The 25,699-nt window shown below is 70.9% G+C and carries 27 protein-coding genes; 14 read left to right on the forward strand and 13 right to left on the reverse strand.

Going from position 1 to position 25,699, the window contains the following annotated elements; all coding sequences use genetic code 11:
• The first annotated feature begins 136 nt into the window (after nt 1-136).
• From ACQP2O_RS36830 to ACQP2O_RS36840, 3 genes are read left to right on the forward strand one after another with little or no spacing between them, the layout of a single operon-like run.
• Entirely contained in the window at nt 137-661 is a 525-nt protein-coding gene (locus ACQP2O_RS36830) for a SigE family RNA polymerase sigma factor (RefSeq protein ID WP_433173343.1), read from the forward strand.
• Entirely contained in the window at nt 658-1,830 is a 1,173-nt protein-coding gene (locus tag ACQP2O_RS36835; RefSeq protein ID WP_433173345.1) for a hypothetical protein, read from the forward strand. Before ACQP2O_RS36830 ends, ACQP2O_RS36835 begins: the two co-directional genes overlap by 4 nt.
• 18 nt (nt 1,831-1,848) lie before the next feature.
• A complete protein-coding gene (locus ACQP2O_RS36840; RefSeq protein WP_433173347.1) occupies nt 1,849-2,292 on the forward strand; it encodes a hypothetical protein in 444 nt (147 codons plus the stop codon).
• Nucleotides 2,293-2,630: 338 nt separating this feature from the next.
• Here ACQP2O_RS36840 and ACQP2O_RS36845 read toward each other — a convergent pair whose 3' ends face one another.
• The 5 genes from ACQP2O_RS36845 to ACQP2O_RS36865 all read right to left on the reverse strand — a co-directional run bounded on the left by ACQP2O_RS36845 (nt 2,631) and on the right by ACQP2O_RS36865 (nt 8,201).
• Nucleotides 2,631-4,514 (reverse strand): hypothetical protein, encoded by a 1,884-nt coding sequence (locus ACQP2O_RS36845; protein ID WP_433173349.1) that lies wholly within the window; start codon nt 4,512-4,514, stop codon nt 2,631-2,633.
• A complete protein-coding gene (locus ACQP2O_RS36850) occupies nt 4,511-5,260 on the reverse strand; it encodes a dolichyl-phosphate beta-glucosyltransferase (protein WP_433173351.1) in 750 nt (249 codons plus the stop codon). Before ACQP2O_RS36850 ends, ACQP2O_RS36845 begins: the two co-directional genes overlap by 4 nt.
• Nucleotides 5,261-5,516: 256 nt before the next feature.
• On the reverse strand, nt 5,517-5,750 hold the full coding sequence (locus ACQP2O_RS36855; protein ID WP_433173353.1) for a hypothetical protein: 234 nt from the start codon (nt 5,748-5,750) through the stop codon (nt 5,517-5,519).
• Between the two features lie 293 nt (nt 5,751-6,043).
• A complete protein-coding gene (pdhA, locus tag ACQP2O_RS36860; protein ID WP_433173355.1) occupies nt 6,044-7,123 on the reverse strand; it encodes a pyruvate dehydrogenase (acetyl-transferring) E1 component subunit alpha in 1,080 nt (359 codons plus the stop codon).
• Between the two features lie 55 nt (nt 7,124-7,178).
• Entirely contained in the window at nt 7,179-8,201 is a 1,023-nt protein-coding gene (locus ACQP2O_RS36865; RefSeq protein ID WP_433173357.1) for a CHAP domain-containing protein, read from the reverse strand.
• 167 nt (nt 8,202-8,368) lie between these two features.
• Here ACQP2O_RS36865 and ACQP2O_RS36870 point away from each other — a divergent pair, with 167 nt between their 5' ends.
• Entirely contained in the window at nt 8,369-9,766 is a 1,398-nt protein-coding gene (locus tag ACQP2O_RS36870; protein WP_433173358.1) for a selenium-binding family protein, read from the forward strand.
• Nucleotides 9,767-9,768: 2 nt separating this feature from the next.
• On the forward strand, nt 9,769-10,407 hold the full coding sequence (locus ACQP2O_RS36875) for a hypothetical protein (protein ID WP_433191271.1): 639 nt from the start codon (nt 9,769-9,771) through the stop codon (nt 10,405-10,407).
• Nucleotides 10,408-10,410: 3 nt separating this feature from the next.
• Here the strand turns inward: ACQP2O_RS36875 and mgrA are convergent, their stop codons facing one another.
• On the reverse strand, nt 10,411-11,436 hold the full coding sequence (gene mgrA, locus ACQP2O_RS36880; protein ID WP_433173361.1) for an L-glyceraldehyde 3-phosphate reductase: 1,026 nt from the start codon (nt 11,434-11,436) through the stop codon (nt 10,411-10,413).
• Nucleotides 11,437-11,504: 68 nt separating this feature from the next.
• Between mgrA and ACQP2O_RS36885 the strand changes: the two genes are divergently transcribed.
• On the forward strand, nt 11,505-12,125 hold the full coding sequence (locus ACQP2O_RS36885; protein ID WP_433173363.1) for a Uma2 family endonuclease: 621 nt from the start codon (nt 11,505-11,507) through the stop codon (nt 12,123-12,125).
• Nucleotides 12,126-12,239: 114 nt separating this feature from the next.
• On the opposite strand, the gene ACQP2O_RS36890 is transcribed toward ACQP2O_RS36885, so the two are convergent.
• Nucleotides 12,240-13,220: a LacI family DNA-binding transcriptional regulator gene (locus tag ACQP2O_RS36890; RefSeq protein ID WP_433173365.1), complete on the reverse strand. Its 981-nt coding sequence runs from the start codon at nt 13,218-13,220 to the stop codon at nt 12,240-12,242.
• Nucleotides 13,221-13,297: 77 nt separating this feature from the next.
• Between ACQP2O_RS36890 and ACQP2O_RS36895 the strand changes: the two genes are divergently transcribed.
• From ACQP2O_RS36895 to ACQP2O_RS36910, 4 genes are all read left to right on the forward strand, one after another.
• Nucleotides 13,298-14,512: an MFS transporter gene (locus ACQP2O_RS36895; RefSeq protein ID WP_433173367.1), complete on the forward strand. Its 1,215-nt coding sequence runs from the start codon at nt 13,298-13,300 to the stop codon at nt 14,510-14,512.
• A gap of 187 nt (nt 14,513-14,699) precedes the next feature.
• Nucleotides 14,700-16,121 carry a glycoside hydrolase family 47 protein gene (locus ACQP2O_RS36900; protein WP_433173369.1) on the forward strand — a complete coding sequence of 474 codons (1,422 nt, stop codon included), beginning with the start codon at nt 14,700-14,702 and terminating at the stop codon, nt 16,119-16,121.
• 13 nt (nt 16,122-16,134) lie between these two features.
• Nucleotides 16,135-16,668: a GNAT family N-acetyltransferase gene (locus ACQP2O_RS36905; protein ID WP_433173371.1), complete on the forward strand. Its 534-nt coding sequence runs from the start codon at nt 16,135-16,137 to the stop codon at nt 16,666-16,668.
• A gap of 65 nt (nt 16,669-16,733) precedes the next feature.
• Entirely contained in the window at nt 16,734-17,705 is a 972-nt protein-coding gene (locus ACQP2O_RS36910) for a zinc-binding dehydrogenase (RefSeq protein WP_433173373.1), read from the forward strand.
• A 21-nt stretch (nt 17,706-17,726) separates the two neighbouring features.
• Here the strand turns inward: ACQP2O_RS36910 and ACQP2O_RS36915 are convergent, their stop codons facing one another.
• Complete coding sequence (locus ACQP2O_RS36915) at nt 17,727-18,398, reverse strand: TetR/AcrR family transcriptional regulator C-terminal domain-containing protein (protein WP_433173375.1); 672 nt, start codon at nt 18,396-18,398, stop codon at nt 17,727-17,729.
• Nucleotides 18,399-18,493: 95 nt separating this feature from the next.
• On the opposite strand from ACQP2O_RS36915, the gene ACQP2O_RS36920 reads away from it, so the two are divergent.
• Nucleotides 18,494-20,026 (forward strand): FAD-dependent monooxygenase, encoded by a 1,533-nt coding sequence (locus tag ACQP2O_RS36920; RefSeq protein ID WP_433173377.1) that lies wholly within the window; start codon nt 18,494-18,496, stop codon nt 20,024-20,026.
• A gap of 24 nt (nt 20,027-20,050) precedes the next feature.
• Here the strand turns inward: ACQP2O_RS36920 and ACQP2O_RS36925 are convergent, their stop codons facing one another.
• Nucleotides 20,051-20,923: an SDR family NAD(P)-dependent oxidoreductase gene (locus ACQP2O_RS36925; protein WP_433173379.1), complete on the reverse strand. Its 873-nt coding sequence runs from the start codon at nt 20,921-20,923 to the stop codon at nt 20,051-20,053.
• Nucleotides 20,924-21,019: 96 nt separating this feature from the next.
• Here ACQP2O_RS36925 and ACQP2O_RS36930 point away from each other — a divergent pair, with 96 nt between their 5' ends.
• Nucleotides 21,020-21,610, forward strand: a complete 591-nt coding sequence (locus tag ACQP2O_RS36930) for a TetR family transcriptional regulator (protein ID WP_433173381.1) — start codon at nt 21,020-21,022, stop codon at nt 21,608-21,610.
• A 135-nt stretch (nt 21,611-21,745) separates the two neighbouring features.
• Here the strand turns inward: ACQP2O_RS36930 and ACQP2O_RS36935 are convergent, their stop codons facing one another.
• Nucleotides 21,746-22,555, reverse strand: coding sequence for an MBL fold metallo-hydrolase (locus ACQP2O_RS36935; protein WP_433173384.1), 810 nt, complete (start codon nt 22,553-22,555; stop codon nt 21,746-21,748).
• Between the two features lie 105 nt (nt 22,556-22,660).
• A complete protein-coding gene (locus ACQP2O_RS36940) occupies nt 22,661-23,671 on the reverse strand; it encodes a helix-turn-helix transcriptional regulator (RefSeq protein WP_433173386.1) in 1,011 nt (336 codons plus the stop codon).
• Between the two features lie 91 nt (nt 23,672-23,762).
• Between ACQP2O_RS36940 and ACQP2O_RS36945 the strand changes: the two genes are divergently transcribed.
• Nucleotides 23,763-24,161 (forward strand): VOC family protein, encoded by a 399-nt coding sequence (locus ACQP2O_RS36945; protein WP_433173388.1) that lies wholly within the window; start codon nt 23,763-23,765, stop codon nt 24,159-24,161.
• A 73-nt stretch (nt 24,162-24,234) separates the two neighbouring features.
• On the forward strand, nt 24,235-24,777 hold the full coding sequence (locus tag ACQP2O_RS36950; protein ID WP_433173391.1) for a hypothetical protein: 543 nt from the start codon (nt 24,235-24,237) through the stop codon (nt 24,775-24,777).
• On the opposite strand, the gene ACQP2O_RS36955 is transcribed toward ACQP2O_RS36950, so the two are convergent.
• A complete protein-coding gene (locus ACQP2O_RS36955; protein WP_433173393.1) occupies nt 24,774-24,923 on the reverse strand; it encodes a DUF397 domain-containing protein in 150 nt (49 codons plus the stop codon). The two genes, ACQP2O_RS36950 and ACQP2O_RS36955, sit on opposite strands and share 4 nt — an antisense overlap.
• On the reverse strand, nt 24,911-25,699 hold the full coding sequence (locus tag ACQP2O_RS36960) for a helix-turn-helix domain-containing protein (RefSeq protein WP_433173395.1): 789 nt from the start codon (nt 25,697-25,699) through the stop codon (nt 24,911-24,913). Before ACQP2O_RS36960 ends, ACQP2O_RS36955 begins: the two co-directional genes overlap by 13 nt.

Consider the following 25,699-nt stretch of genomic DNA (forward strand, 5'->3'; position numbering starts at 1 on the left):
ACGCCCGGCGGTGGAGCGCCGTCCGGAATCCCCTCACGAACCCGTCCCCGGCGTCCGGGGACGGCCATTTCCGAAACGCGTGCAACCTTTCCCGGACCCGCGCCGGTCTCATGGGCGAAGCCAACGAGGAGGATCGGTGCGCGCGGCCGACGAAGAGGCCTATGTGGAGTACGTGACGGCCAGGCTGCCCGAACTGCACCGCATCGCCTACTTACTGTGCAAGGACGCACACCGCGCCGATGACGTGCTGCAGACGGCGATCACCCGGCTCTACGTCCATTGGCACCGCGCCCGCGAGGCCGATGACCTGGACCGATATGTCCGGACGATACTGATCCGGTCCTTCCTCAACGAGCAGCGTCTGCGGTGGGCGCGCGTCCGGCTCACCGGAGCACCGCACGAGACCCCGAGCCTGCCCGCAGCGGCGGGGCCCGACGTCGAGACGCGCACCGTCGTACACGCCGCGCTGGAGCGCGTGCCGCCACGACAGCGCGCCGTACTCGTCCTGCGATTCCTCTGCGACCTGCCGGTGGCGGAGGTCGCCGAGATCCTCGGCTGTTCGCAGGGAAACGTCAAGAGCCAGACGGCCCGCGGCCTGGAGCGGCTGCGCGGGCTGCTCGGCGAACCGATCACCGCCGACCTTGGAGGGAGAGACCGATGACGCGGCCAGAGCAGGACGGCGCTCACCTCCTCGCCCCGTTGCGTACCGCACGGCCCGAGGCGCCTCCCGGCGTGGACGTGCGAAAGGCACTGTGCGAGGGACGCCGCCGCGCCCGGATCCGGCACGCGGCGATCGGGGCCGGGGCCACGGGGGCCGTCGTCGCCGCGGTGGCGTCCGTGGGCGTGCTCCTCCAGGTCCTGGCCCCCACGGACCCACGTCCCGTGGCGCCCGGCCGGGACGGCTTCGACGTCCTGCATCGCGCCTTCAGGGTCGGTTCCGCGGGCGGCTTCACCCCCGACACGTACGAGACGGGCCGTTACCGCCAGCGGATCGTGCTCCGGGCCGCGAACCCCGGCGACGACACGGGCACGGACGCGGTGGTCGTGATGTACGCCAAGGGCCGGACGCCCCAGGAGGCCGGTGCGGCCTGGCGGCCCTCCGGCCGTCCGGCCACGCCGGTCGACGGGCATCGCGCCCTGCTCCTGACGGCCCCGGTGATCCGTCCGGACGCGACCGAGCTGGCCTGGGAATGGCGGCCCGGCGCTTGGGGATTCGTCTCGCTCAAGGGACCGGGGGCCGACGCCGACCGCGCCGAGAAGATCGCCCTGAGCGTACGCGCCGGCGCGAACGACCCGGTCACGCGGCCGGTCGCGGTGCCCGCTCACGCGCTCGGCGCGCAGGACCGGCTGGTCGGTGTCGTCTCCTCGATCGGCCCGGCCCGCTTCGGCCGCGTGCTGACGCTCCGTTTCGCCACCGACGACGCGGCGGCCGACACCACGACGCGGATCGACGTCGGTGTCCGGATGCCGGTTTTCGCACACCACGCCACCGCCGCCACCATCGGCGGACGACCTGCCGCGGTGTCCCGGACGACGGTCGTCTTCCTGGACGGCAGCGGCCTCATCGTCGAGGCCGGCGACTCCATCGCGCTGGCGCGGCTCGGCGGCGACGCGAGACTGCGTGACCTGGCCGCGTCGGTACGGTTCACGGCCCAGCCGACCTGGTCGTCCGTCCCCGAGGCCCGCTGTGATCCGCCCGGAACGTCGACGGCCTCACCCGCGTCCGCGTCACCGGCGTGCGTGACGGGCACGCCATCCGCAGGCCCGAGCGCCACCGGGACGGCGACCCCTGGACAAGGACGCGGCGCTCCGTCGCCCACCCCGGGATGACTGAGACAGAATGCGCGGATGGAGTTGCGTCCTGAACTGCTGCCCCCGCCGGTCAGCCCCCAGCGCATCGAGGAGCTGGGTCGTGAGATCGACAGGATCGCCGAGCTGAGAGGCGACGTCGCCCAAGAGGCGGTGGCCAGGTTCGAAGAGACGACCGGCCACGATTATTCGGAGTTCCGCGACTATTCGGCGGCGGATTCCCGCGACGAGGCCGCCGTGCGCGCGGCGCGGCCCGGGCATCCGCGAGTTCCGGACGTCACGCGGGATGAGCTTGTGGAGATCGTCCGCAGGATCCGGGCGTGCCTGCCGCCGGACCAGGACTGGTACCTGCGGGTGCTGGAGACCAACACGTCGCATCCGGCGGTGAGCGATCTGATCTTCTGGCCACCGCCTGAACTGGAGTCGGCATCCGCCCAGGAGATCGTCGACGCGATCCTGAGGTACCGGGCGATCGCACTCTGATCCTGAGCCGATCGCATCCGGCGCTCGCGCGGCCTCCCGGCCCGGGGCAGCGCTCACCCGCCCGTCTTCGGCCACGCGACCGGGCGGCCAGTACTCGCTCTCCACGGAGCCGGCGCTCAGCCACTCGCCTTCGGCCGCGTGACCGGGCGTACAGCACTCGTTGGCGGCCTTTCCGCCGCGGGACCGACGCTCAGCCGCCCGCCTCCGGCCACGTGACCAGGCGAACAGCACTCGTTGGCGGCCTTTCCGGCACGGGACCGACGCTCAGCCGCCCGCCTCCGGCCACGTGACCAGGCGAACAGCACTCGTTGGCGGCCTTTCCGGCACGGGACCGGCGCTCAGCCGCTCGCCTTCGGCCGCGTGACCGGGCGTACGTTCCAGACCCAGACGCCGCCGACGTACGCTCCCGGGCCGAGCAGCCTGCCCAGCGTGACGCGCAGCGGCTGCTGCTGGTCGCCCGGGCCGAGGACGACTGCGTCCGCCTGCCAGAAGACCAGGTCGTCCCGGGCCGTCTGGATGTCGGCAGGGGTCACCCTGGCGGCGACGTGGTCGTCGCGGACGCGAGCGAGCAGACTCGAGGTCGGACGCGGGACGGCGCCGTAGCCGCCCTGCCGGTCCGGGCCCCATGGTCCCAGGAAGTAGCCCTCCGCGAGCGAGAACCGCAGACCGGCCATGACCTGCCAGTGCATGGCCGTGGCCTCGCCGGAGTCCGGCAGCGGGACGGTGACGATGGTGCGGCCCGGTGCGGCGTACTGACGCCAGAGCCCGCGTGAGAAGAACGCCGGCGTCGCCGGCCGGTCGGCGGCGAGCAGTGGCTTCGGGGCGATGGGCAGCAGGGCCTCGGCCAGCGCGACGCCCCAGACGAGCCGCAGCGGCGCGCCTCGCCAGGGGGCCAGGGCGCCCAGCGTGAACACCTGCTCGGTGGCGAACGCCAGGAGGACGGCGATGGCGGGCACGCACACCATGGTGAAGCGGGTCTCCAGCACCGACTCGTAAAGCGGAAGCCACGAGACGAGTCTCCAGGGGCCGATGAGCCCGGTCTTCGCACCGTGGAAGACGATCTCGGGGCCGAGGGAGAAGGCCATGGCCACGACGATGACGAGGGCGAGCGCCCGTACGAGTGCGACCCGCCAGAGCCACACCGTGAGGACGGCGAGGAGGATGAGCAGCGGCCAGCCGAAGAAGGCGTTCTCCTCCGTCGGGTTGAGCGAGAGCGGGCCCGCGGTGGCCCGGTCTCCCGCCAGGGACCGGCTCGCGAACCCCGTCAGCGCCAGGACGTCATTGCCGGCCGGTCCGTGCAGGAGGCTCCGGTAGCTCTGCGGGCCGGTGAACTGCCACCACAGCGGATACGCCACCAGCGGCACGCTCACCGCGGCCGCGACGGCGCGCCCTTTCGCCAGGGGCACGACGACGCTTCGGACCCGATCCGGCCGCGCCAGGCCGTAGCCGACGGCGAAGACGGCCAGTCCGGTCGCGGCGAGCAGGAGCGGTTCCTCGCCGAGGAGGATCTGGAACGTCACGAGCAGGCCGAGGATCACGCCGTCGCGGGCCACCGCGTCGCCGGTGGTGAGCCGGATGAGCCGATCGATGATCAACGGGATCACGAACAGCACGGCGAGGTTGGGATGCGCGTTCGCGTGCGAGATGACCGGCGGGGCGAACGCGGCGAAGCCGCCGCCGAGGGCGGCGGGCGGCCAGGAGCCGACGACGTGGCGGCGGAGCAGCCCGTACCAGGCCGTGGCGGTCGCCGCCAGGCCCAGGGTGAGGATCAGCACCCAGGTGACCGTGGGGCCGAAGAGCAGGGTCACCGGGGTCAGCGGGACGCTCAGGCCGAGCATCGCGGTGTTGGCCATGAGGTTCACGCCGAGCGGATGGTTCAGCAGCGTGGTGAAGAACGGGTTGTGCAGGTGCACGACGTTGTGCGCGGTGGCGGCGAAGAACCACTCCCACTGGGTCTGGTCCTGTCCGCTGTCGGTGAGGTACCGATGGCCGAGGCCCGGCCAGAACCGCCCGTAGACCCAGAACGCGCCGATCAGATAGCCGACCGCGACGCCCCACCCCGGCCGCCACCCCGGTCCCCACTCCGGCCGCCATACCGGTCCCCATCCCGGCCGCCATACCGGTCCCCATACCGGCCGCCATGCCGGTCGCGGCCACCTGCGGCCGCCCGTCGGCTCGGCATCCGCCGCGGCCGGCGCGGCGACGTCGCCGCCCACGATCATGGCGTCTCATCCGAGGTCTTGATCCTCGCGTGTCTCCATCGCACGCGGATCACGTCGGCGAGCGTTCTGAGGTAGTCGGCGGATCGCAGCTTGGATCCGTTCTGGTGCGCCCACCTCACCGGCACTTCGGCGATCGGCCAGCCCAGGCGGCGGAAGAGGTAGAGGATCTCCACGTCGAATCCCCAGCCGTCGATGCGGGCCAGCGCGAACGCGCGCCGCGCCTTGTCCCCGTCGAACAGCTTGAAACCGCACTGCGTGTCGCGGATACCCGGGGTGGCCACCGTCCGGATCACCCCGTTGCCGAGCCGGGCGAGGATCTCGCGAGCGGGCGGCCGCCGGACCTCTATCCGGGAACCGGCCACCGCCCGCGACCCGATCGCGGCGGCCGCCCCGCCCCGCAGACGTGAGCGCAACCGGTCGAGCTCATCGATGGGCGTCGGCAGATCCGCGTCGCAGAAGAACACCTGCGCGCCCCGTGAGGCCGCGACGCCGAGGCGTACGGCGTGGCCCTTGCCGCGGTTGTCCGGGGATCGGATCAGGCGGATCCGCGGATCGGCACGCGCCGCCGAGCCGACGACACGGTCCGTTCCGTCCTGGGACCCGTCGTCGATGACGATCAGCTCCCAGCGCAGGTTCGAGGCGCGGAGATACCCGCTGATCGCCTCGAGCGTGGCCCGGAGGCGGAACCGCTCGTTGTAGGCGGGGACGATGACGGACAGGTCGACGACCGCGGGGACCGGCACCACGGAGGCACGGCCTGGGACATGCCCGAGGGCCGTTCGCGTTGCGCTCACACCTCGGTGACCGCACCGGGCGCGCGTCCGGTTGCGTGACGTGGGTCACACGCCGGCCGCGCACCGGTCAGCGGCGGCCGGTGCCGGGCCGCTCCCCCGCGGCCGCGCGATCGGCTACGAGCCGCTCGTCGTACGGCCGCGTTCGCCCTGGCCGCGTACCGGATGGCCGGACCACGAGTGCGGCCGCGGCACCCGGGTCACATGCGGGTCAGTGGTGGCCTGCCGCGAGCTGGTCCAGGAGCTCGATCGCCGCACGCCGTACGTCCTCGGGCACGAGACCGCCCAGGACGGTGCGGGCCTGCTCGAAGTCACGAGTGGTCGCGCAGGTCACGGCGACGGACCCGGCGGCGGCCTTCTCGAGCGACCCGGCCGGCGCCCGGTCGGCCAGATCCCGCGCGCTCTCGGCGAGATCCAGGTTGTCTTTGGTACTCGGGCTGCTCAACGATTCTCCTTGGAGTGCCGGTGGTGCGGGCCGCTGTCGGCCTGATTCACCACCGCGGATGCCGAGACCCTGAAATCGTAGACGAACGTCGGCCGTGAGTCGGCGTCGCCCCTCCCGAAGTCGCCACGTCGATCGGTGCGGCGGCCTCCGGCCTGAGGTCGGCGCTCCCCCTGCCGGAGCCGCCACGTCGTTCGATGAAGCGCCTCCGGCCTAGGTCGGCGCCGCCCCCACCAGAACCGCCACGTCCATCGATGAAGCGCCTCCGGCCTGGGTCGTCCTCCCCATCATGGCGGTCAGTCGGCGAACGTGTCGAGGTAGGCCAGGAACGCGTCCCGTTCCTCGGCCAGTTGCTCGTGCGCGCCCGCGTAGACGTGGTCGAACATCGAGCGCGGGTCCGGGTCGGGCAGGGCCCGGCATTCGTCGCGGATGCGGCGGCCGAGCTCGTCGGCCTCGGCGTCCAGGGCCTCGAAGAAGGCGTCGTCGGCCAGTTCGTTCTTGGTGAGGTACGCCCGGAGCCGCTCGATCGGGTCCTTCAGCCGCCACTCCTCCAGCTCCGCGTCGGCTCGATAGCGCCGCGGGTCGTCGGAGCTCGTGTGGGCGCTCATCCGGTAGGTGTAGGCCTCGATGAGGGTCGGCCCCTCGCCGTTCCGCGCCCGCTCCAGGGCCGTACGGGCCACGGCCAGGCTGGCGAACACGTCGTTGCCGTCCACGCGTACGCCGGGGAACCCGAAGCCGGCCGCGCGGCGGTAGAGGGGCACGCGGGCCTGCGTCTCCAACGGCGCGGAGATCGCCCACTGGTTGTTCTGGCAGAGGAACACCACGGGGGCGTTCTGCGCGCCCGCCCACACGAACGCCTCGTTGACGTCGCCCTGGCTGGTCGCACCGTCGCCGAAGCAGGCCAGCACGGCCTCCGACGCCCCGTCGCGCTGCACGCCCATGGCGTAGCCGACGGCCTGGAGCGTCTGCGCGCCGATCACCAGCGCGTACCCGGCCATCCGGTGGTCTTCGGCGTTCCAGCCTCCGTAGGAGACGCATCGCCACAGCTCCAGAAGGTTCGCCGGCGGCACGCCGCGGACGTACGCGATGCCGTGCTCGCGGTAGCTGGGGAAGACGAAGTCCTCCGGGTGCAGCGCGCGGGCCGTGCCGATCTGCGCGGCCTCCTGCCCGAGCAGCGGCGCCCACAGGCCGAGCTCGCCCTGCCGCTGCAGCGCCATCGCCTCGGTGTCGAACCGGCGGACGAGCGTCATGTCACGGAAGAGCCCCCGGGCCTCCTCCCCGCTGATCTCGAAGGGATACCGGGGATGGTCGATCCGCTCCCCCTCCGGGGTGAGCAGCTGCACGAGGTCGGTCACGCGAGTTGATTGTGCCAGCATCGGAGGTACGGGTCCGTCACCCGGGTGCCCCCTCACCTCATCGGCCTCATGCGGTCTAGTACTTCAAGAACGCCACTTTGGCCAGCACGGAGGCGACGGTGACCGGGTAGGCGTTGTGGTTGTAGACGCGCAGCCGCAGGCGGGTGTCCTTGTCGAAACCGACCTGGCCGCCGAGCTGCGCCCGCAGGCTCCCGTCCGGCGCGGCGCGGAACGGCGTGCGCCAGGCGTCGTCCAGCACGGTCCAGGCGTCGCCGGCCTTGGCGGGCGGCTTCATCCGGGACCAGGCGAGGTCGACCGCGTCGTTCGCCCGCAGGCCGGTCACCTGGACGATCGCGTCGCAGACCGCCCACATCGTCGCGCCGGCGGTGATCGAGAAGCCGTCCGGGGAGTGGTGACCGTGGCTGTCGGAGTACTCCTTGTGGAACTGGATCGAGATGTCCTTGGACGCCGGCACCTGCTGCTGCGCGCCGGCGCCGAGGCTGACCACCTCGGCCATGTCGTCCTCCAGGGATCGGTAGTCAGGGGAGCCGTAACCGACGACGATGCCCGCGGGGGTGCGGACGCGCCGCCGCACGGCGTCGCTCGTGTTGAACTCGATCGTCACGATCCGCCCGTCGCTCCGTACCGACTCGACGAGGCCGATGTGGTCGATGCCGGAGATCGAGTGGCCGCCGTCCCAGTCGTAGAAGACCAGGTCGCCGACGTGCGGCCGGGTGCCCCAGTGCTTGTGGTCCGCGAACCACTGGGCGTGCCAGGGGGTGTAGGCGTACTCGCCGACGACGGAACCCGCGCCGATCTGCGCCGCGCACCAGGACAGGCCCATGTCGCACCAGTTGGCGTCGGCGAATGAGGGGTCGTGGTGCCGGTCGGCGTACCACTGGCCGTACTTCGTGTGGCCGTTGGCGGCCTCGTGGTAACCGAGCTGGGAACGGGCCTCCTCGATCATCTTCTTCGCGGCCGGGGAGACGCTCGCATCGATGGAGACCGAGCCGGGATCCTGCGACACGTCCTGCGGCCCGTCTTCGGGCCGCGGTCCGGCGCCGCCGGGAACCTGGGGCGGGAGAGGTTCCGATGCCATGGGGTTCACGGTTGCACACTTACGGAATAGTTGTCCGAGAGTCAGGACAAATCGTGGTTTATGACAGCACCGGATTCCCCATTGAGTAGATAGGGATTTTCGGGCAGGATGGCGGGTAAGGACGCCTGCACGGTGCGTGACGACTTCGTCGTCCGAAGGAGCGTGGAATGGCTCTGTGGAGACCGGATCCGACCTTCTACCCGTCCCCCCGCGAAGCGGTGAACGCTCCGCCCGAGACGCTGGCCTACATCGCCGCGTTCGACCGGTCCGCCGAGAGGCCCGACGCCCTCGCCGTGGTCGACGTCGACCCGGACTCCACTTCGTACGGCTCCGTGGTCGGCTGGCAGGACCTGCCCTACACCGGTGACGAGCTGCACCACTTCGGGTGGAACGCCTGCAGCAGCGCCCTGTGCCCGAACGCCCCGCACCCCCACGTCGAGCGCCGCTACCTCATCGTTCCCGGCCTCCGCTCCTCCCGGCTCTACGTCATCGACGTCAAGGACGACCCGCTCAAGCCGTCGATCGTCAAGGTCATCGAGCCGGAGGAGCTGGCCGAGCGCGCCGGCTACTCCCGGCCGCACACCGTCCACTGCGGCCCCGAGGGGCTGTACGTCTCCGCGCTCGGCGGCGCGAATGGCGCAGATGGACCGGGCGGCGTCGCGGTGCTCGACCACACCTCCTTCGAGGTACTCGGGGCCTGGGAGGCCGACCGCGGGCCGCAGCACCTCGCGTACGACTTCTGGTGGCACATCGCGCACGACGTCATGATCACCTCCGAGTGGGGCACGCCCTCGATGATCGAGGACGGCGTGAACGCCGAGCTGCTGCTCGGCCGCAAGTACGGCCATGCCCTGCACTTCTGGGACCTGCGCAAACGCCGTCACGTCCAGACCGTCGACCTCGGCGACGAGCACCAGATGGTCCTCGAGCTGCGGCCCGCCCACGACCCGACCAAGACGTACGGCTTCGCCGGCGTCGTCGTCAGCGTCGAGGACCTGTCCGCCTCGGTCTGGCTCTGGTACCGCGAGGACGGCGAGTTCAAGGCCCGCAAGGTCATCACGATCCCGGCCGAGCCCGCTGATTCAGGCGACCTGCCGCCGGTGATCGCGCCGTTCGGGGCGGTGCCACCGCTCGTCACCGACATCGACCTGTCGGTGGACGACCGCCACCTGTACGTCTCGTGCTGGGGCACCGGCGAACTCAAGCGCTACGACGTGTCCGACCCGTTCAACCCGGTGGAGGCCGGGTCGGTGCGCATCGGCGGGATCACGCGCCGCACCCCGCACCCGGCGGCACCGGACCTGCCGCTCGCCGGCGGCCCGCAGATGGTCGAGGTCAGCCGCGACGGCAGGCGCGTGTACGTCACGAACTCGCTGTACGGCTCGTGGGACGACCAGTTCTACCCCGACGGCGTCGGCGCGTGGGCGGCCAAGCTCGACTCGGGCACGGAGTTCACCTTCGACGAGCGGTTCTTCCCGCACGGCGACGACTTCCGCGGGCTGCGCCCGCACCAGGTCCGGCTCCAGGGCGGCGACGCGTCCTCCGACTCTTACTGCTACCCATGACGATGAAGGAAGGATCGCTCGTGGCACTGGTCGCCCTGGGCGCCTTCCACGGGCTGAACCCCGGCATGGGCTGGCTGTTCGCCGTCGCCCGGGGCCTACAGGAGCGGTCCCGAGCGCTCGTGCTGCAGTCGCTGCCCGCGATCGCCGCCGGGCACGCCGCGTCGGTGTTCCTGGTCGCGGCCGTCGTCGAACTCACCGGATCGGTGGTGACCTCCCGGATCCTGTCGATCGGCGGCGGCGTGCTGCTGGTCGGGTTCGGCCTGTGGCGCCTGCTGTCCAGCCGCCACTTCCGCTGGGTGGGCATGCGGCTGACGCTCTGGCAGCTGGCCTGCTGGTCCTTCCTCATGTCCTCGGCCCACGGGGCCGGGCTCATGCTGCTGCCCGTGCTGACCCACGGCGCGGTGACCGTACCCGGGCACTCCCACGGCATGACCTCCGGCGCGGGCAGCGCGGTCATGGCGGCGATCTTCGTGACGGGGGTGCACACGCTCGCCATGTTCGTCGTCGCGGGCACCATCGCCGTCATCGTGTACGAGGTCGTGGGGCTGGCCATCCTGCGCCGCGCCTGGTTCAACCTCGACCGGGTGTGGGCGGCCGCGCTCATCGGCGCGGGCGCGGCCACCCTGCTCATCACCGCATAGGGTTCAGTGGGCGCTGGAGGCGGCCCAGATGTTGATGCCCGCCTCGACCGCGTAGCGGTCGATGGTGGCCAGTTCGTCGTCGCTGAAGTCGAGCCGCTGCAGGGCGCCCAGGCTGTCCTCCAGCTGCGCCACGCTGCTCGCCCCGATCAGCGCCGACGTGACCCGCTGATCGCGCAACGTCCAGGCGATGGCCATCTGCGCCAGCGACTGGCCGCGCTTCTCGGCCATCTCGTTGAGCGAACGAATGTGGCCGAGGGCCTCGCCGGTGAGCAGGTCCGGGGACAGCGACTTGCCCTGCCCGGCCCGTGAACCCTCCGGGATGCCGTTCAGGTACTTGTCGGTCAGCATGCCCTGCGCCAGCGGCGAGAACGCGATGCAGCCGACCCCCTCCTGATCCAGGGTGTCCAGGAGAGGGCCCTCGATCCAGCGGTTGAGCATGGAGTACGACGGCTGGTGGATGAGCAGCGGCGTGCCCATGTCACGCAGGATCGCGGCGGCCTCGGCGGTGCGCTCCGCCGAATACGACGAGATGCCGGCGTACAGCGCCTTACCCGACCGCACCGCATGGTCCAGCGCGCCCATCGTCTCTTCGAGGGGCGTCTCCGGGTCGAACCGGTGGCTGTAGAAGATGTCGACGTACTCCACGCCCATCCGCTTCAGCGACTGGTCGAGGCTGGCCAGCAGGTACTTCCGCGACCCCCACTCACCGTACGGTCCGGGCCACATGTCGTAGCCGGCCTTGGTCGACAGCACGATCTCATCGCGGTACGGCCGGAAGTCCTCCCGGAAGATCCGCCCGAAGTTGGTCTCCGCCGAGCCGTACGGCGGGCCGTAGTTGTTGGCGAGGTCGAAGTGGGTCACGCCCAGGTCGAACGCCCGGCGCAGGATGGCCCGCTGGGTGTCGAGGGGCTTGTCGTCCCCGAAGTTGTGCCACAGCCCCAGCGACACGGCGGGCAGCTTCAACCCGCTGCGCCCCGTCCGGCGGTAGGGGATGCTCTCGTACCTGTTCTCGGCGGCCTCATACGTCATGCCCGCCAGTCTGCCCCGCCGCCCCGATCCACCTGACGACAACCCCTCCCATCACGGAGGATATTCACATGAACACGGAAGGTCGCAGTCGTATCTGTGACGCGCTCGATCACTGGCCGTCTCCGCCGCCGTGGGGATGGACCGCCGATGACATGGACCGGCTGCCCTCCGACGGCCCGAATGGCGAACCCGGTTTCTTCGAGCAGCTTGAGCTCATCGATGGAGCCCTCGTCTTCGCGGCGCCCCAGAGCCGGTTCCACGAGCGAACACTTCGTGCGCTGGTGACCGAACTCAGCGGTCAGGCACCGGCCGACACGCGCGCCGTAGGGCGGATGGACGTCAAGCTCGGGCACCGGATGCGTCCATGCCCGGACGTGCTCGTCATCGACTCCACGGCGGCGGATGACCTTGACCGGACCTACTACACGCCCGACGAGGTGCATCTGGCCGTCGAGGTGGTCTCACCCGAGTCGGAGGAGCGTGACCGGAAGCTGAAGCCGCCGCGATACGCGGAGGCGGGGATCGCGCACTTCTGGCGCGTGGAGGAGAACGACGGGCGCCCGGTCGTCTACGTGTACGAGCTGGACCCGGCGACCAAGGCGTACGCGCTGACCGGCATCCACCACGGCAAGCTCAGCGTGCCCGTCCCGTTCCCGATCGACATCGACCTCGAGAATCTGCCTCGTTAGTCGCCGGCGCGCGCGGAGGCTCGCGGGGTGATCGCGCGGATGCCGCCGACGACGCCCCACATCGCGGCGGCGACTACGGGCTCTGCCGGAGACGCCGTCTACACCGATCTGCTGCTACTTCGGGTGCGTATGCGCGGGCGGGCCCGTCGAGGCGCGGACGATGAGTTCGCCGGGCAGGGAGGCGTCGGGCGGGCGACGACCGTCGAGGAGTTCGAGGAGGGCGGTCATGGCGGTCGCGCCGAGTCGCTCGGCGGGCAGCCGGACCGTGGTCAGCTCGGGTTCGAGGGCGGTGGCGAGGAGGACGTCGTCGAAGCCGGTGACGGACAGGTCGCCGGGGATGTCCAGGCCCAGGGCACGGGCCGCCTTGTACGCGCCGGCGGCGATGACGTCGTCGTCGCAGACGACGGCGGACGGACGGTCGGGTCGGTCGAGCATCTCCAGGGCGGTCTGACGCGCGGCGGCCACGTCGATGGGCGTGCTGTGACGGACCCGTGAGCCGGGGAAGGCGTCCGCGAGCGCCGCGCCCCGTTCGTGGAAGGTCCACGCGTCGACGGCGGCGGCGAGGTGGCCGATCCGGCGGTGCCCGAGCTCGGCCAGGTGCCCGGCGATGGCGCGCATGCCGCCCGCGACGTCGAAGTTGATGGTCGGCGCCGGGTCGGCGGGGTCGCTGTCCATCACGACGACGGGCAGGTCGTCGAAGTCGGTGAGGCCGCCGACGATGGAGGAGGCGAGGACGCCCTCGATGGCCTGCGTGTCGACCTGGCTGCGCGCCGGGCCGGCGTCGTCGGGCCAGGGGTGGACGACCAGGCCGAAGCCGCGCGCGGCGGCGATCTCGGCCGCGCCGGCGTAGATGGGGCCGAACACGGGGCCGGTCAGCGTGGGGACGACGAGCAGCACCGTACGGGTGCGGCCGAGGCGCAGGTTGCGGGCGGCGAGGTTGGGGCGGTAGCCGAGCCGCCGCGCGGCCTCGTGCACCGCCTGCCGGGTCTCGGGCTTGACCCGGCCCTCGGCCTTTCCGGCCAGCACGATCGAGACGGTGGACTGGGAGACTCCGGCGGCCCGGGCCACGTCTCGGCTGGTCGGTCTCTTGGGCACGACAAAAGATTAGACCTGCGCGCGGATCGGTGATACGTATGACCGGACGGGTTAGTAATACGTATGACGAGGGTTCGATGCGCTCCTATCTCGACTTCCTGCGGAAGCCGTACGCGGCTCGCCTGCTGGGCGGCACCCTCCTCGGCCGGCTGCCGAACGGCATGGGGCCGCTGGCGATCGTGCTGTTCGCCCGCGCCCACGGCGGCGGGTACACGCTGGCCGGCGTGCTGTCGGCGGTGTACGGCCTGGCCATGGCGGCGGGTCAGCCCGTGCTCGGGCGCGCGATGGACCGGTACGGCCAGCCGCGCATCCTCGCCTCCGCGGCCATGGCCGCCGCGGCGGGCTTCGCGCTGCTCACGGTGTTCGGCGTACGGTCGCCGGCGGTCGCGACGGCCGCGGTCGTCCTGGCCGGCTTCGCCACGCCGCCCCTCGAGGCCGGACTCCGGGCGCTGTGGCCGTCCGTCCTGAACGGCCCCGCCGAGGTCCAGGCCGCGTACGCGCTGGACGCGGCGGCGCAGGAGCTGCTGTTCACGGCCGGCCCCCTGCTCGTGATCGCCGCCACCGCCGTCTCGACCGGGGCGGCGCTGCTGCTGACCGGCGCGCTCGGGGTGGCGGGCACGCTCGTCGTCACCACGTCCCGGCCCTCGCGGGCGTGGACAGGCGAGCCGGGCGGCGGGCACTGGGCCGGGCCGCTGCGCTCCTCCGGGATGCGGGTCCTGATCATCGCGCTGACGTGCGTCGGCGTGTCGCTGGGGGTGATCAGCGTGGCGGCGGTCGCCTACGCCGACGCGCGCCACGTCTCGTACGCCTCCGGGCTCCTGCTCACGCTCATGTCCGCCGGGGCACTGATCGGCGGGATCCTGTACGGGCTGCGGCCCCGGACCGGCCCGGCGTACCGGCGGCTGGTCCTGCTGATGGCGGGGCTCGCGGCCGGTTACCTGCCTCTGGCATGGGCGCCCGGGCTGCTGGTGATGCCGCTGCTGGCGGTGGCCAGCGGCGTGTTCCTCGCCCCGGTACTGGCCTGCTCGTTCACGCTGGTGGACGACCTCGCGCCGCGCGGCACGGTGACGGAGGCGTTCGCGTGGCTCGTGACGGCGTTCGGGGTCGGCAGCTCGGCGGGCGCGGCGCTGGCCGGGCTGGCGAGCGACGCGGGCGGCGTCCACGCGGCGTTCGCGGTGGCGGGCGCGGGCGGCGTCCTCGCCCTCCTCGTCATCCTCGTCGCCGGGTCGTTGGGCGCCTCTTCCGGGGCCGCCGTCGGGTCCCCGGGAGTCGCCGATCCGGTCACTCGCTGAGCGGCCGCCGTCGGATCCCCGGGAGTCGCCGATCCGGTCACCCGCTGAGCGGCCGCGGTCGGAGAGCCGACCGCCGCCGAGTCAGCGCCGCCCGTACACCTCAGCGGCCGACATCGGTCACAGAGGTCGTCACACGCCTCACGGAATGATAGGACGACAACGTTGTCATCCCCCAAGGCGGTGAACGATGAGAGCCCCCAGCCCCCTCTCCCGCAGAGCCTTCCTCGGCACCCTCACCCTCGGCGGTCTGGCCGCGACGGCCCTTCCCGGCGGTGTCGCGAGCGCCGCCGCGCCCGCACGCCCCTCCCGGAACTGGCACCCCGTCGCGGACGACGTCCGCAGCGAGCTCCGGCACGCCTGGCAGTCCTACCGGCGCTACGCCTGGGGCCATGACCAGCTGCTGCCCGTCAGCGGCGGGTACAGCGAGTTCTTCGACAAGAACCACCCGGTCGGCCTCTCGATCGTCGAGGCCCTCGGCACCCTCTACCTCATGGGCCTGGACGACGAGCTCGCCGACGGCATCGGCTGGATCAGGGACAACCTCGACTTCGCGGGCGTCAACGCGGACGTCCAGGTCTTCGAGACCAACATCCGCATGGTCGGCGGCCTGCTGTCGGGATACCTGGCCACCGGCGAGAAGACCCTCCTCGACAACGCCAAGAAGATCGCCGACGTCCTGCTCCCCTGCTTCACGACGTCGCCCACCGGCATGCCGTACCGGCTGGTCAACCCGCACACCGGCAAGATCAGCGGCAACGTCAACGTGCTCGCCGAGATCGGCACGATCATCGCCGAGTTCGGCACCCTCTCCCGCCTCGTCCACGACGACCGCTACTACAACGCCGCGAAGAAGGCGCTGAAGGCGGTGTACGACCGGCGTTCGCCGCTGGACCTGGTCGGCAGCGGCCTCAACATCGAGACGGGCGCCTGGACCGACACCTCCTCCCGGGTCGATCCGCCGGTCGACTCGTTCTTCGAGTACCTGTGGGACGGCTGGGACCTGTTCCGCGACCGCGATCTCAAGCACTGGTACGACACGCTCACCGCCGCGATCCTGCGCAACGAGAAGGAGCAGTACGGCGGTCACCTGTGGTTCCACAAGGCGGACATGGCGACCGGCGCGTCCCTCGGCCGCGAGACCTCCGAGCTCACCGCCTTCTACGCCGGCCTGCTGGGCCAGAGCGGCCACCTGCGCGACGGCGAGGCGTACTTCGACGCGTGGACGTCGGCGCTGAAGACCTATCCGCTGCTGCCCGAGGGCTACGACTACGGCACTGGTATGGCCACGGACAAGGGCAACCAGCTACGCCCGGAGTACGTCGACTCGGCGTTCAACCTCTGGCTGATCACCGGCAAGGAGGTGTACCGGGAGCGCGCCTACGACTACTACCTCACCCAGAAGCGCTACTCCCGCGTCGCCAACGGCTGGACCATCGTCGCGGATGTCACGACGACGCCCCCGAAGCTCGGCGACCTGACCTCCGGCTACTGGTGGTCGGAAAATATGAAGTACTGGTACCTGATGTTCTCCGACTGCCCGCGCTTCAACTACCGCGACAACTACCTGTCCACGGAGGGCGACGTCTTCAAGGGATTCATCCGCCACTGATCGATCGGAGACCATGACCGAACTTCCCGAGCCGCCGCGCCTGCTCTGGCCGACGACGGCCGTACGTGAGTCGTTCCTGGCGGGTGAACGAGCCGACTGCTCGGTGGAAGGAAGATCCACCGAGTGGCTCGACCCTGCCGTCGACGATTTCAACGCCTTCGTCGACCAGCGGCGCGGCGTACAGGTCCGCTGGGGCGTCCCGTGCACGACCTTCTGGTACGTCTCCGGAGAGCACTACCTCGGCACGCTCATCGTCCGGCATCGGCTGACACCGGAACTGACCGAGGTCGGCGGCCACGTCGGCTATCACGTCGTCACGCCGTGGCGTCGGCGGGGACACGCGACCCGAATGCTCGCGGCCGGGCTGACGGAGTGCGGAAGACTCGGCCTCAACCTAGTCCTCCTCACCTGCGCTCGGGACAACGAGGCATCGCGCCGGGTGATTCTCGCCAACGGCGGAGTACCCGACCGTCCATGCCACGACGAAGATCGCTTCTGGATCACCCTCGATGGCGAGCGGCGGCCTCCGGGTCAGCACCCTGGTTGACCTAAATAATGGTTGAGGTTGCATGCTCTGAGTGTCCGCGTTGGCAACACTCAGGAGCGAGCGGTATGCGGGTGGTTCGGGTGACACGGTTCGGGGGTCCCGAGGTTCTGGTGCCGGGTCAGGCGCCGGATCCGGTGGCCGGGCCAGGCCAGGTCGTGGTCGAGGTGGCGGTCGCTGGCGTGACGTTCGTCGAGACGCAGATCCGGCGAGGCACCGACAAATGGCATGCCCGGCCAGAGGTGCCCTACGTGCCGGGCGGTCTGGTGGCGGGCCGGGTGGGCTCGGTCGGATCCCAGGTGGATCCGGCGTGGTCGGGACGGCGTGTCATCGCGAGCACGGGTGAGACCGGTGGTTTCGCCGAACGAGCGGTGGCCGCGGTCGAGGACCTGTTTCCGGTGCCGGACGGGCTCGGCCTGCCGGAGGCCATCGCGCTGCACAGCGATGGCAGCACCGCGCAGGGGCTGACCGAGAGGGCCGACGTCCGTCCCGGCGAATGGGTGCTGGTCGAAGCGGCGGCCGGTGGCGTCGGCAGCCTGCTGGTGCAGCTGGCCCTTACGGCAGGCGCGCGGGTCGTCGGAGCCGCCCGCGGATCGCGCAAGCTCGACCTGGTCCGGGATCTGGGCGCCGACGCCGTGGTCGACTACTCCGAACCAGGCTGGACCAAGCGTGTACTCGAAGCGACCGGTGGTGCGGGACCGGACGTGGTGTTCGACGGCGTCGGAGGGGAGATCGGGCGGGCCGCGTTCGAGGTGACGGCCCATGGCGGCCGTTTCTCAGTGCACGGCGCTTCCAGCGGCGAGGCCACGATCATCGATCCCGCCGTGGCACGCCAGAAGAACGTGGAAGTGATAGGCATCGAGCAGCTCTTCGATTTTGGACCTCATGTGGTGGGGTGGGCTGAGCGGATGATGTCGAAAGCGGCTGCGGGGCTCATCCGGCCGATCATCGGGCAGACCTTCCCTCTGGAACGCGCCGCCGACGCACACGCCGCGATCGAAGACCGCACTGCCGTGGGAAAGACCCTCCTGCTGGTCTGAGAGCAACGGTCCGTACGGGCGTCACGCCGGTGATTTCGGGGCGCCGCCGGGTGCCGCCGCGACGAGGCCCGTGATGAGGACGTCCAGGGCGCGCTCGAAGTCCACCTGGGGGTCGGCGGCCGGCAGGGTCGTCAGCAGGCGGCTGAAGTGGGGAAGGCGGGCCGGGTCGATCCGCCGGGCGAACAGGTCGACCTGCATGCCACCGGCCTCGGCGCAGTCGTCGACCGTGAACCCGGCGGTGGACAGCAGGAGCGACCCGAAGATCACGCTGTTGACGGCGGTGAGCATGCGGCGGACGTCGTCGTCGGGAAAGCCGGCCTCGATCAGGGCGCCGACCAGGGCGTCGAGCGGCCGCAGCGCCGTCTCGGACGTCGGGTTGGCCTGGTCGGTGGCCAGCGCGAGGGGGATGACGGGGTGGCGGCTGAACGCGCGGTACATGCTCAGCGCGAGGGCGCGCACCCTGTCCGGCCACGGTAGGGCGGGGTCGGGGCAGTCGATCTCACCGAACACCCGCTCGGCGATGCCGTCGAGGATGTCGGCCTTGTTGGAGACGTGGTTGTAGAGCGACATCGCCTCGACGCCCAGGGACTTGGCCAGCTTCCGCATGGACAGCCCGTCCAGGCCCTCCTCGGCGGCCAGGGCCAGGGCGGCGTCCAGGATCTTCTCGCGGTTCAGCGGCTCGCGTCGTGCCATCCGGTTCCTGGTCCTCCTCGTTCGGCTTGACAGAACTTACACCGTACGTGCTCTACTTACGCCGTAAGCATACGCCGTAAGTAAGGAGCGTTCTCATGACCGATGTCATCGTGGTCGGTGGCGGACCGACGGGCCTGTTGCTGGCCGCGGAACTGAAACTGGGGGGTGTCGATCCGCTCGTCCTCGAGGCGGCGGACGGCGCCGAACGCCGGACCCGCAGCCTCGGACTGCGGTCGATCAACACCCGCAGCAGCCAGACGCTGGCGCTGCGCGGGCTGACCGAACCGCTGCTCGCGGCCCAATGGGCGATGTTCGACCGGCTGGCGGCCGACAGCCGGCCGGACCACGCCGACCTCGTCGCCCTCCTGGTAAGCGCCGTCCGGCAAGGTCTCACGCGGGGGCACTTCAGCGGTCTGCCGTTGCTGGAGGACACGACGGGAGACCCGGCCGACTACGTCATGCTCCGGCAGCATGTGCTCGAGCAGATCCTCGCCGACCACGCCACCGCGCTCGGCGTACGGATCCGGACCGGCCAGGAGGTCGTCGACGTCACCGACGACGGCGCCGGTGTGCGCGCCGTGCTGGCCGACGGCACGACCCTCAGCGCGGCGTACCTGGTCGGGTGCGACGGCGGCCGCAGCACGGTGCGCAAGCGGTCCGGCATCGCGTTCCCCGGCACGCCTCCGACGATGACCGGGCGCACCGCGGTCGCCGAAGTCGCCGACCCCGACGCCCTCACCTCGTCCTTCCGTAGCCCCGGCGGACTGCTGAACCTGTCACTGGTGCCCGGCGAGATCGCCACCATCGAGTTCGACGGCGGCCCCGGCGACCGGGACACGCCGATGACCGCGGAAGAAATGCAGGCCAGCATCTGCCGGGTGAGCGGCGAAGAGGCGACCGTCACTCGGCTCGACGCCGGAATCCGGTACAGCGACAACACCCGCCACGCGGAGACCTACCGGCGCGGCCGCATCCTGCTCGCCGGCGACGCCGGACACGTCCACTCCCCCATCGGCGGCCAGGGCCTCAACCTCGGCCTGCAGGACGCGGTCAACCTCGGCTGGAAGCTCGCACTGGTCGTCCGCGGCCACGCGCCGGAACGACTGCTCGACACCTACACCGCCGAACGGCACCCCGTCGCGGCGCGCGTACTGCGCAACACCCGCGCCCAGGTGGCCCTGATGCGCCCCGGCCCGCAGACGGGTGCCCTGCGCGAGGTGATGTCCGAGGCGCTGGCGGTCCCGGAAGCCAAGCGGCACTTCGTCGAGATGGCCAACGGCCTGGACATCGACCACGCCCCGGAGTCGGCGCATCCCCTGGTCGGCCGCTTCATGCCCGCCGTGGACCCGGACGACGCGGGCCGCGCCCTCCTGCGGGAGGGCCGAGGAGTGCTGCTCGACCTGACCGACTCGACCTGGACGCATTCGGCCGCCGACGGATACGTCGATCGGGTACGGGTCGTCCGCGCACGTGGCGGCTCGTCCCATGACCCGGCCGCAATGCTCGTACGCCCCGACGGATACGTCGCCTGGGCGGCGTCGCACGACGGCCCAGCCGACCGTACGGGTCTCGCGGACGCGCTCGCGGCCTGGTTCGGGTCGCCGGCCGGCGTCACGACCATCGCCTGACCGGCGGCACGTGGCTCCTGGGTCTCACGCCGGGCTCAGCCCGCTGAGGCGTTCGCACAGCGCCCACACCGCCTCCTGCCCTCGCGCGTCGAGCGCACCCGTCGGCCAGGACGCTCGGCGCGTACGGGCGTCGACGTACGCACCGGTGACGCCCTCCACCTCGGGACTGGACGCCAGATGGATGCTGGAGCGCGCGGCCCTGGTCAGGTCCGACAGCAGCAGCGGCCCCAGCAGCCTGACCAGCGGGGCGACGGGCCGGTAGAGATAGGGGAACGCCCGCATCGGGATCGCCCTGTTGCCGGGCGTGGAGGCGTGCCCCGGGTAGGCGACGTTGACGGTCACCTCCTCCCCCAGCAGGGAGGCGAACCGGTGACTCATCGCCATCAGCGCCGTCTTGGTGTGGTTGTACTGCGTGAACGTCCAGCCGAGGAACGTCTTCTCGCCCTGCAGGTTGTCCGGGTCGATCGCCCCGTCGGGCAGGCCGCCGGTCAGGTTGACCACCCGCGCCCTGTCCGCCGACCGCAGCAGCGGCAGCAGCAGGCACGTGAGGGCGTACGGGGCGAGGACGTTGACCGCGAACGTGGCCTCGACGCCGTCCCGGGTGAGCCGCCGCTCGGGGTACACGCCGCCGGCGTTGTTGACCAGGACGTCGAGGCGGTCGTACCGCCCGGCGACCTGCTCGGCGAGACGCCGCAGCCCGGCCAGGTCCGAAAGGTCCGCGGGGAGCGCCATGACCTCGCCGGCCGCCTCCCGCGAGAGCTCGTCGGCGGCGTTCTTCGCTCGATCGGGGTCTCGTCCGACGAGGATCACGTCGGCGCCGAGGCGGGCCAGGCCCCGTGCGGTCTCCTTGCCGATCCCCGCTGTGCCGCCGGTCACCAGGACGGTCTTGCCGTGCATGGGTCCTCTCCTCACATCCGTGATCACGTCGACGGCGACAGAATACGTCACTCAGTGCCAAAATCATCCCCCCGTGCCACAAACTATCCTCAGTGCATGACACGTGCGGAGACGACGGGGTTGCGGGAACGGACACGACGCGCGGTACGGGCCGAGCTGGCCGAGCTGGCGCTGGGGCTGTTCGTCGAACGCGGCTATGAGCGGACCACGGTGGAGGACATCGCCGCCGCCGCGGGCCTGTCCAGGCGCAGCTTCTTCCGCTACTTCCCCACCAAGGAGGACGTGCTGTTCGGTGACGTCGACGAGCTGGCCGAACAGATCGCCGAGGACATCCGCGCGCGGCCCGGCGACGAGGACGCGTGGGCGTGCCTGCACGCCGTGCTGCGCGACTGGGAGCCGCGCATCCACGCCGCCCAGCGGGAGCTGACCGGCCTGCGCCTCATCGAGACGACCCCGGCACTGCGCGCCCGCCTGCACCAGAAACGCGACGAACTACGCGACCGGATCTCCGCCGCGCTGCGCGAACGCCCCGCCGCGCCCCTCGACGCCTTCACCGCCGACCTGCTCACCGCCGCCGGCGGCGCCGCCTTGGACGCGGTCGCCCGCGAGTGGCTGCGCTCAGACGGCACCGCCGACCGCGCCGCCCTCATCGACCAGGCCTTCACGCTCCTGACCCCGCGCCCCTGAGACGGCGATCCCGCCGGGTCACGACCGGGCGGTCAGCCGAGGCGGGCGGTGCCGTCGCACCCGGCGCAGTCCCCGCGCCGTTCCGTGAAGGGCATGCTCAACGGCTGCGGCGCAGCCGCCGATCTCACCGATCCGTCAGCCGCGGCGCAAGGGCGTCCAAGAGCCGTGCTCGGTGGCGTTGAGCAGGGCGGACAGGCCTGCCTCGCGGAAGGCCAGTTCGAGGTCGTCGCGCCCTTCGGAGAAGTGAGTCCAGCCGTCGTAGTGGGCGGGGACGACCACGTCGACGCCGAGGACGGCTGCGGCGGCCGCGACGCGGCGGCCGTCCATCGACAGGGGTCGCCCGCCGAACTTCGCGGCCACCCGAGCGGCTCCGGCGTGCAACACGGCGGCGTCGACGGCCGGTACGCGGCGGGAGATCTCGGCCACGGTACGGATCGAGGCGTTGTCGCCGCTGATGTAGACGGTGGGCAGGCCTTGTCCCGACAGGACGAAGCCGATGACCTCGCAGTTGACGTTGCCGTCGGCGTCGCGTTCGCCGTCCTCGGGGCCGTGGACGGCCGGGACCGCGAGCACGGTCAACTCGCCGCCGCCGTCCGGGCGAGGCAGGGAGCGGCTCGTCCAGGGGGCCAGGCCGACGGCCGGGGAGCCGAGTGCGTCGGCGGAGCGGGGACCGGTCAGGACCAGCGGGGCGGACAGCGCGAAGGTACGACCGCGGTCGTCGAGGTTGTCCGGGTGGGCCTCGTGGCTGACCAGGACGAGGTCGACGGCACCGACCTGCTCCTCCGTCGCGACCGGCCCGGCGGTCTTGGTGAGGTATCCGTGCGGACCGGGCGGGTCGAACGTGGGGTCGCTGACGATCCGCAAGCCGCCGAGGTCGATGACGACGGTCGGGCCGCCGAGGACGGTCGCAGCGCACTCCTGCCGGATCAGCGGGTTGGTCGTCATCGCGGTCGTGGCTCCTTGGTCGCGCTCCGCACGGAGCGATCGGACGCCCTCGTGGGTACGGAATCGATGCTAGTCGTGCCATCTCATGACATTGGTTCCTCGCTGTCAGGCTTGGCGGGCGAAGGACGCGAGGCGATCAGCGAGCGCGATGACGAGATCGCGCAGTTCATCGGGGCGCTCGATGACGAACGGCCGGTCGAGTGCGGCGAGTACCGGAGGCAACCAGTCGAGCCGCTCCACCCGCAGCTCGACGCGCAGCCAGCGCTCGGCCGCGCGGTCCTGGCCTGCCGCGGGCTCGCGGTCCTGGCCTGCCGCGGGTTCGTGCTCCTCCAGGATCGCGACGCCGGCGGGAAGACGGGCGCGGATCTGCTCGACCGTCCCGTGGATCCGCAAGGTCACCTCATGCCGGTACTCGGCCGTGGCGAATCCCGACAACACGCGCTGTGCCGGACCGGGACCGACGGGCGCTTCGAATGAGCCGGGCAGAGTCCTCGCGTCCGCGATGCGATCGAGCCGGAAGGTTCGGTCCTCGCCGTTTCGAGCGTCCTTGCCCGTGACGTACCACCGGCCCGAGTGGGCGACGATCCCGTACGCGTGCAGTGTGCGTTCGCTGCGCCGGCCGTCGCGGTCGGTGTAGCGGATCGAGACCGGTCGGCGGTGGCTCACCGCATCGGTGATGGTGAGCAGGACCCCGGTGTCCGGGGTGTCGAGCTCACCGGCCTGGTCCGTGAAGGCGAGCGATTCCAGGAGTGTGTCGAGCCGTTGGGCGGTGTGCTTGGGCAGCACCCGCCGGATCTTGGCCGATGCCGTCTCGCTTGCCGTGTACTCCGTCGTCAAGCCCGCTCGGCGGCCGGCGATCAGGCCGAGCAGCACGGCCAGCGCCTCGTCGTCGCTGAGCATGAGCGGAGGCAGTCGATACCCGGCGGCGAGCCGGTACCCGCCGTAGCGGCCACGCACCGATTCCACCGGCACGTCGAGGTCGATCAGCTGGTCCACGTACCGCCGCACGGTGCGCCCTTCGACGCCGAGCCGATCGGCGAGTTCCGCCATCGTCCGGGTGCCGCCCGACTGCAGCAGCTCCAGGAGTGTCAGCACGCGGCCGGCGGGTCGAGACATGTCCACAACCTACGCGAATACAAGACCGATTCTGTCCACTATTTCGCCTAGCCTGCGGAGCGCAGTGATTCCAGCAGCCAAGGAGATCCCCATGGAATTCGTCTCGATCCGCATCATCACCAGCGACGTCGCGCGCCTCGTCGAGTTCTACGAGCGAGCTACAGGGGTGCAGGCGATCTGGGCCACCGAGGACTTCGCCGAACTCAAGACCCCGGGCGCCACCCTCGCGGTCGCCGGCACCCGCACCGTTCCGCTGTTCGCCCCTGGCTCCGCCCGCCCCGCGGACAACCACAGCGTGATCACCGAATTCCTCGTCGACGACGTGGACCGCGTGCACCAGAACCTGACCGGCTTCGTCACCGACTTCGTCACCGAGCCCACCACGATGCCCTGGGGCAATCGGTCGCTGCTGTTCCGCGACCCCGACGGCAATCTTGTCAACTTCTTCACGCCCGTCACCCCGGCGGCCATCGAGAAGTTCGCACGTTGACGCCACGCACGGCCGATCGCGCACGTCGCTGCGGAAGTCGGAGGCGGTCCTCGAGATCGATATGGTCGGCGGCGTGACCGAATCGCCTGTGCCCGCGAAGTCCCGGTACCTCGTCCTCCATGACTATGGGATGGGCGGACTCTGGTGGTGGATCCGGGCCTCGTCGGCGCAGCAGATCGTGGACACGTTCGCCGAGGTCGAGGTGGTCGGCGACCCCGACGCCGTGTCACGGGCGGAGACGTGGTCCCTCGACGAGGTCGACATCGACGCGCCGTCGCTCGATTCGGCGCTCACCGCGCTACGGGACCAGCGGAACGGCTACCGGGACCAGCCCGGTTACGGAGCCCTCATCGGCCGGGACCGCGTCTACCTCGACATGCCTGATGAAGAGGACGAAGACGGCAGATACCTGGTGGAGTTCGGCCCCGACGGCCGATGGCTCCGACAGGTGGCCCTCACCGGCGACGGCCCCGGCACCAAGACGGAGTCCGGCGACTGGCCGATCAACCCACCCCTCGACCTCTACGACCCGAAGTACTCCGCAATGGAGATCGACGCGTCCGCCTTCGAGGACGCCTGGAGCCGAGCGCTGTCCGACCCCGAAGGCCTGCGTTAACTCGTCGCCACGGCGACCTCTACGCACATTCCTCCAGTGTCGTCGCTACGACGGGACGTACGCCACTCGGCCACCTCGACGCACATTCCTCCCGTGTCGTTACTGCGAGTGGACTTGCGCCATTCCAGATCGCTCACGTCGTCCACAGCTCCTCGACTATTCGGCGGATCAGCTCTTTCGACATATCCGCGGGCAGCGCTTCGGTCCGGATCGCTTCCCAAGACGTAACCACCGTAGCGAGATCTTCCGGTCGTGTGGAGACCGCTCCGCCGAAGGCATTCTCTGCATGCGCGACCTCACTCCCATCTTCCGAGGTAGCCACGGCGAAGGGCCCGCGAAGGCCCCGGTGAGCTCGGCTGGGAACGATTTGAATGTTGATGTTGTCGCGATCGCCGAGGAGTAGGAGGTGCTGGAGTTGCTCGTACATCACTTTCGCGCCGCCGACGTTTCGTCGTAGCGCGCTCTCGTCGAGGACGCAATACAGCGCCGGTGGAGGTGGGTCCTCTCTGGTGAGGATGCTCTGACGTAGTAGACGCGCCTCGACGGCCGCTTCGTCTCCGCCCAGGAGTGCGCGGGCGTAGTCGGGCGTCTGGAGTAGTCCGTGTACGAGGTCGATCTCGAAGACGCGGAGTTGGACGGCCCCGTCTTCGACCGGGATCCAGTCGACGAACCACGCCGGGTAGGCCGGGGCGCCCTTGCGCCAATCGAGGGTGCGGGACAGCGCGCCGCCGGTGTCCAGGGCCTCGTCGGCGTCTTTGGCGAACTCGGGCCTGGCGGGTGCTTGGCCGGTCTCGATGGAGCTGATCAGGGACTCCGAGCAGAAGATCTTCGTTGCGAGCTGGGCCTGAGTGAGGGAGGCGGCCTTGCGGTAGTGGCGTAGTTCGCGGCCCCATATGGCTTGTGGGGTGTAGTACTGGTTCAT

Source organism: Actinoallomurus sp. CA-150999 (assembly GCF_050942425.1).
GTDB lineage: Bacteria > Actinomycetota > Actinomycetes > Streptosporangiales > Streptosporangiaceae > Actinoallomurus.

Bases quoted from the DNA above. Each gene is read 5' to 3' on its own strand.
- ACQP2O_RS36840 (WP_433173347.1), top strand. From the start codon at position 1,849: ATGGAGTTGCGTCCTGAACTGCTGCCCCCGCCGGTCAGCCCCCAGCGC.
- ACQP2O_RS36925 (WP_433173379.1), bottom strand. From the start codon at position 20,923: ATGCACGGCAAGACCGTCCTGGTGACCGGCGGCACAGCGGGGATCGGC.
- ACQP2O_RS36935 (WP_433173384.1), bottom strand. From the start codon at position 22,555: ATGACGACCAACCCGCTGATCCGGCAGGAGTGCGCTGCGACCGTCCTC.
- ACQP2O_RS36930 (WP_433173381.1), top strand. From the start codon at position 21,020: ATGACACGTGCGGAGACGACGGGGTTGCGGGAACGGACACGACGCGCG.
- ACQP2O_RS36845 (WP_433173349.1), bottom strand. From the start codon at position 4,514: ATGATCGTGGGCGGCGACGTCGCCGCGCCGGCCGCGGCGGATGCCGAG.
- ACQP2O_RS36885 (WP_433173363.1), top strand. From the start codon at position 11,505: ATGAACACGGAAGGTCGCAGTCGTATCTGTGACGCGCTCGATCACTGG.
- ACQP2O_RS36895 (WP_433173367.1), top strand. From the start codon at position 13,298: ATGCGCTCCTATCTCGACTTCCTGCGGAAGCCGTACGCGGCTCGCCTG.
- pdhA (WP_433173355.1), bottom strand. From the start codon at position 7,123: ATGCTGGCACAATCAACTCGCGTGACCGACCTCGTGCAGCTGCTCACC.
- ACQP2O_RS36905 (WP_433173371.1), top strand. From the start codon at position 16,135: ATGACCGAACTTCCCGAGCCGCCGCGCCTGCTCTGGCCGACGACGGCC.
- ACQP2O_RS36875 (WP_433191271.1), top strand. From the start codon at position 9,769: ATGAAGGAAGGATCGCTCGTGGCACTGGTCGCCCTGGGCGCCTTCCAC.
- ACQP2O_RS36900 (WP_433173369.1), top strand. From the start codon at position 14,700: ATGAGAGCCCCCAGCCCCCTCTCCCGCAGAGCCTTCCTCGGCACCCTC.
- mgrA (WP_433173361.1), bottom strand. From the start codon at position 11,436: ATGACGTATGAGGCCGCCGAGAACAGGTACGAGAGCATCCCCTACCGC.
- ACQP2O_RS36915 (WP_433173375.1), bottom strand. From the start codon at position 18,398: ATGGCACGACGCGAGCCGCTGAACCGCGAGAAGATCCTGGACGCCGCC.
- ACQP2O_RS36945 (WP_433173388.1), top strand. From the start codon at position 23,763: ATGGAATTCGTCTCGATCCGCATCATCACCAGCGACGTCGCGCGCCTC.
- ACQP2O_RS36920 (WP_433173377.1), top strand. From the start codon at position 18,494: ATGACCGATGTCATCGTGGTCGGTGGCGGACCGACGGGCCTGTTGCTG.
- ACQP2O_RS36870 (WP_433173358.1), top strand. From the start codon at position 8,369: ATGGCTCTGTGGAGACCGGATCCGACCTTCTACCCGTCCCCCCGCGAA.
- ACQP2O_RS36865 (WP_433173357.1), bottom strand. From the start codon at position 8,201: ATGGCATCGGAACCTCTCCCGCCCCAGGTTCCCGGCGGCGCCGGACCG.
- ACQP2O_RS36940 (WP_433173386.1), bottom strand. From the start codon at position 23,671: ATGTCTCGACCCGCCGGCCGCGTGCTGACACTCCTGGAGCTGCTGCAG.
- ACQP2O_RS36960 (WP_433173395.1), bottom strand. From the start codon at position 25,699: ATGAACCAGTACTACACCCCACAAGCCATATGGGGCCGCGAACTACGC.
- ACQP2O_RS36835 (WP_433173345.1), top strand. From the start codon at position 658: ATGACGCGGCCAGAGCAGGACGGCGCTCACCTCCTCGCCCCGTTGCGT.
- ACQP2O_RS36910 (WP_433173373.1), top strand. From the start codon at position 16,734: ATGCGGGTGGTTCGGGTGACACGGTTCGGGGGTCCCGAGGTTCTGGTG.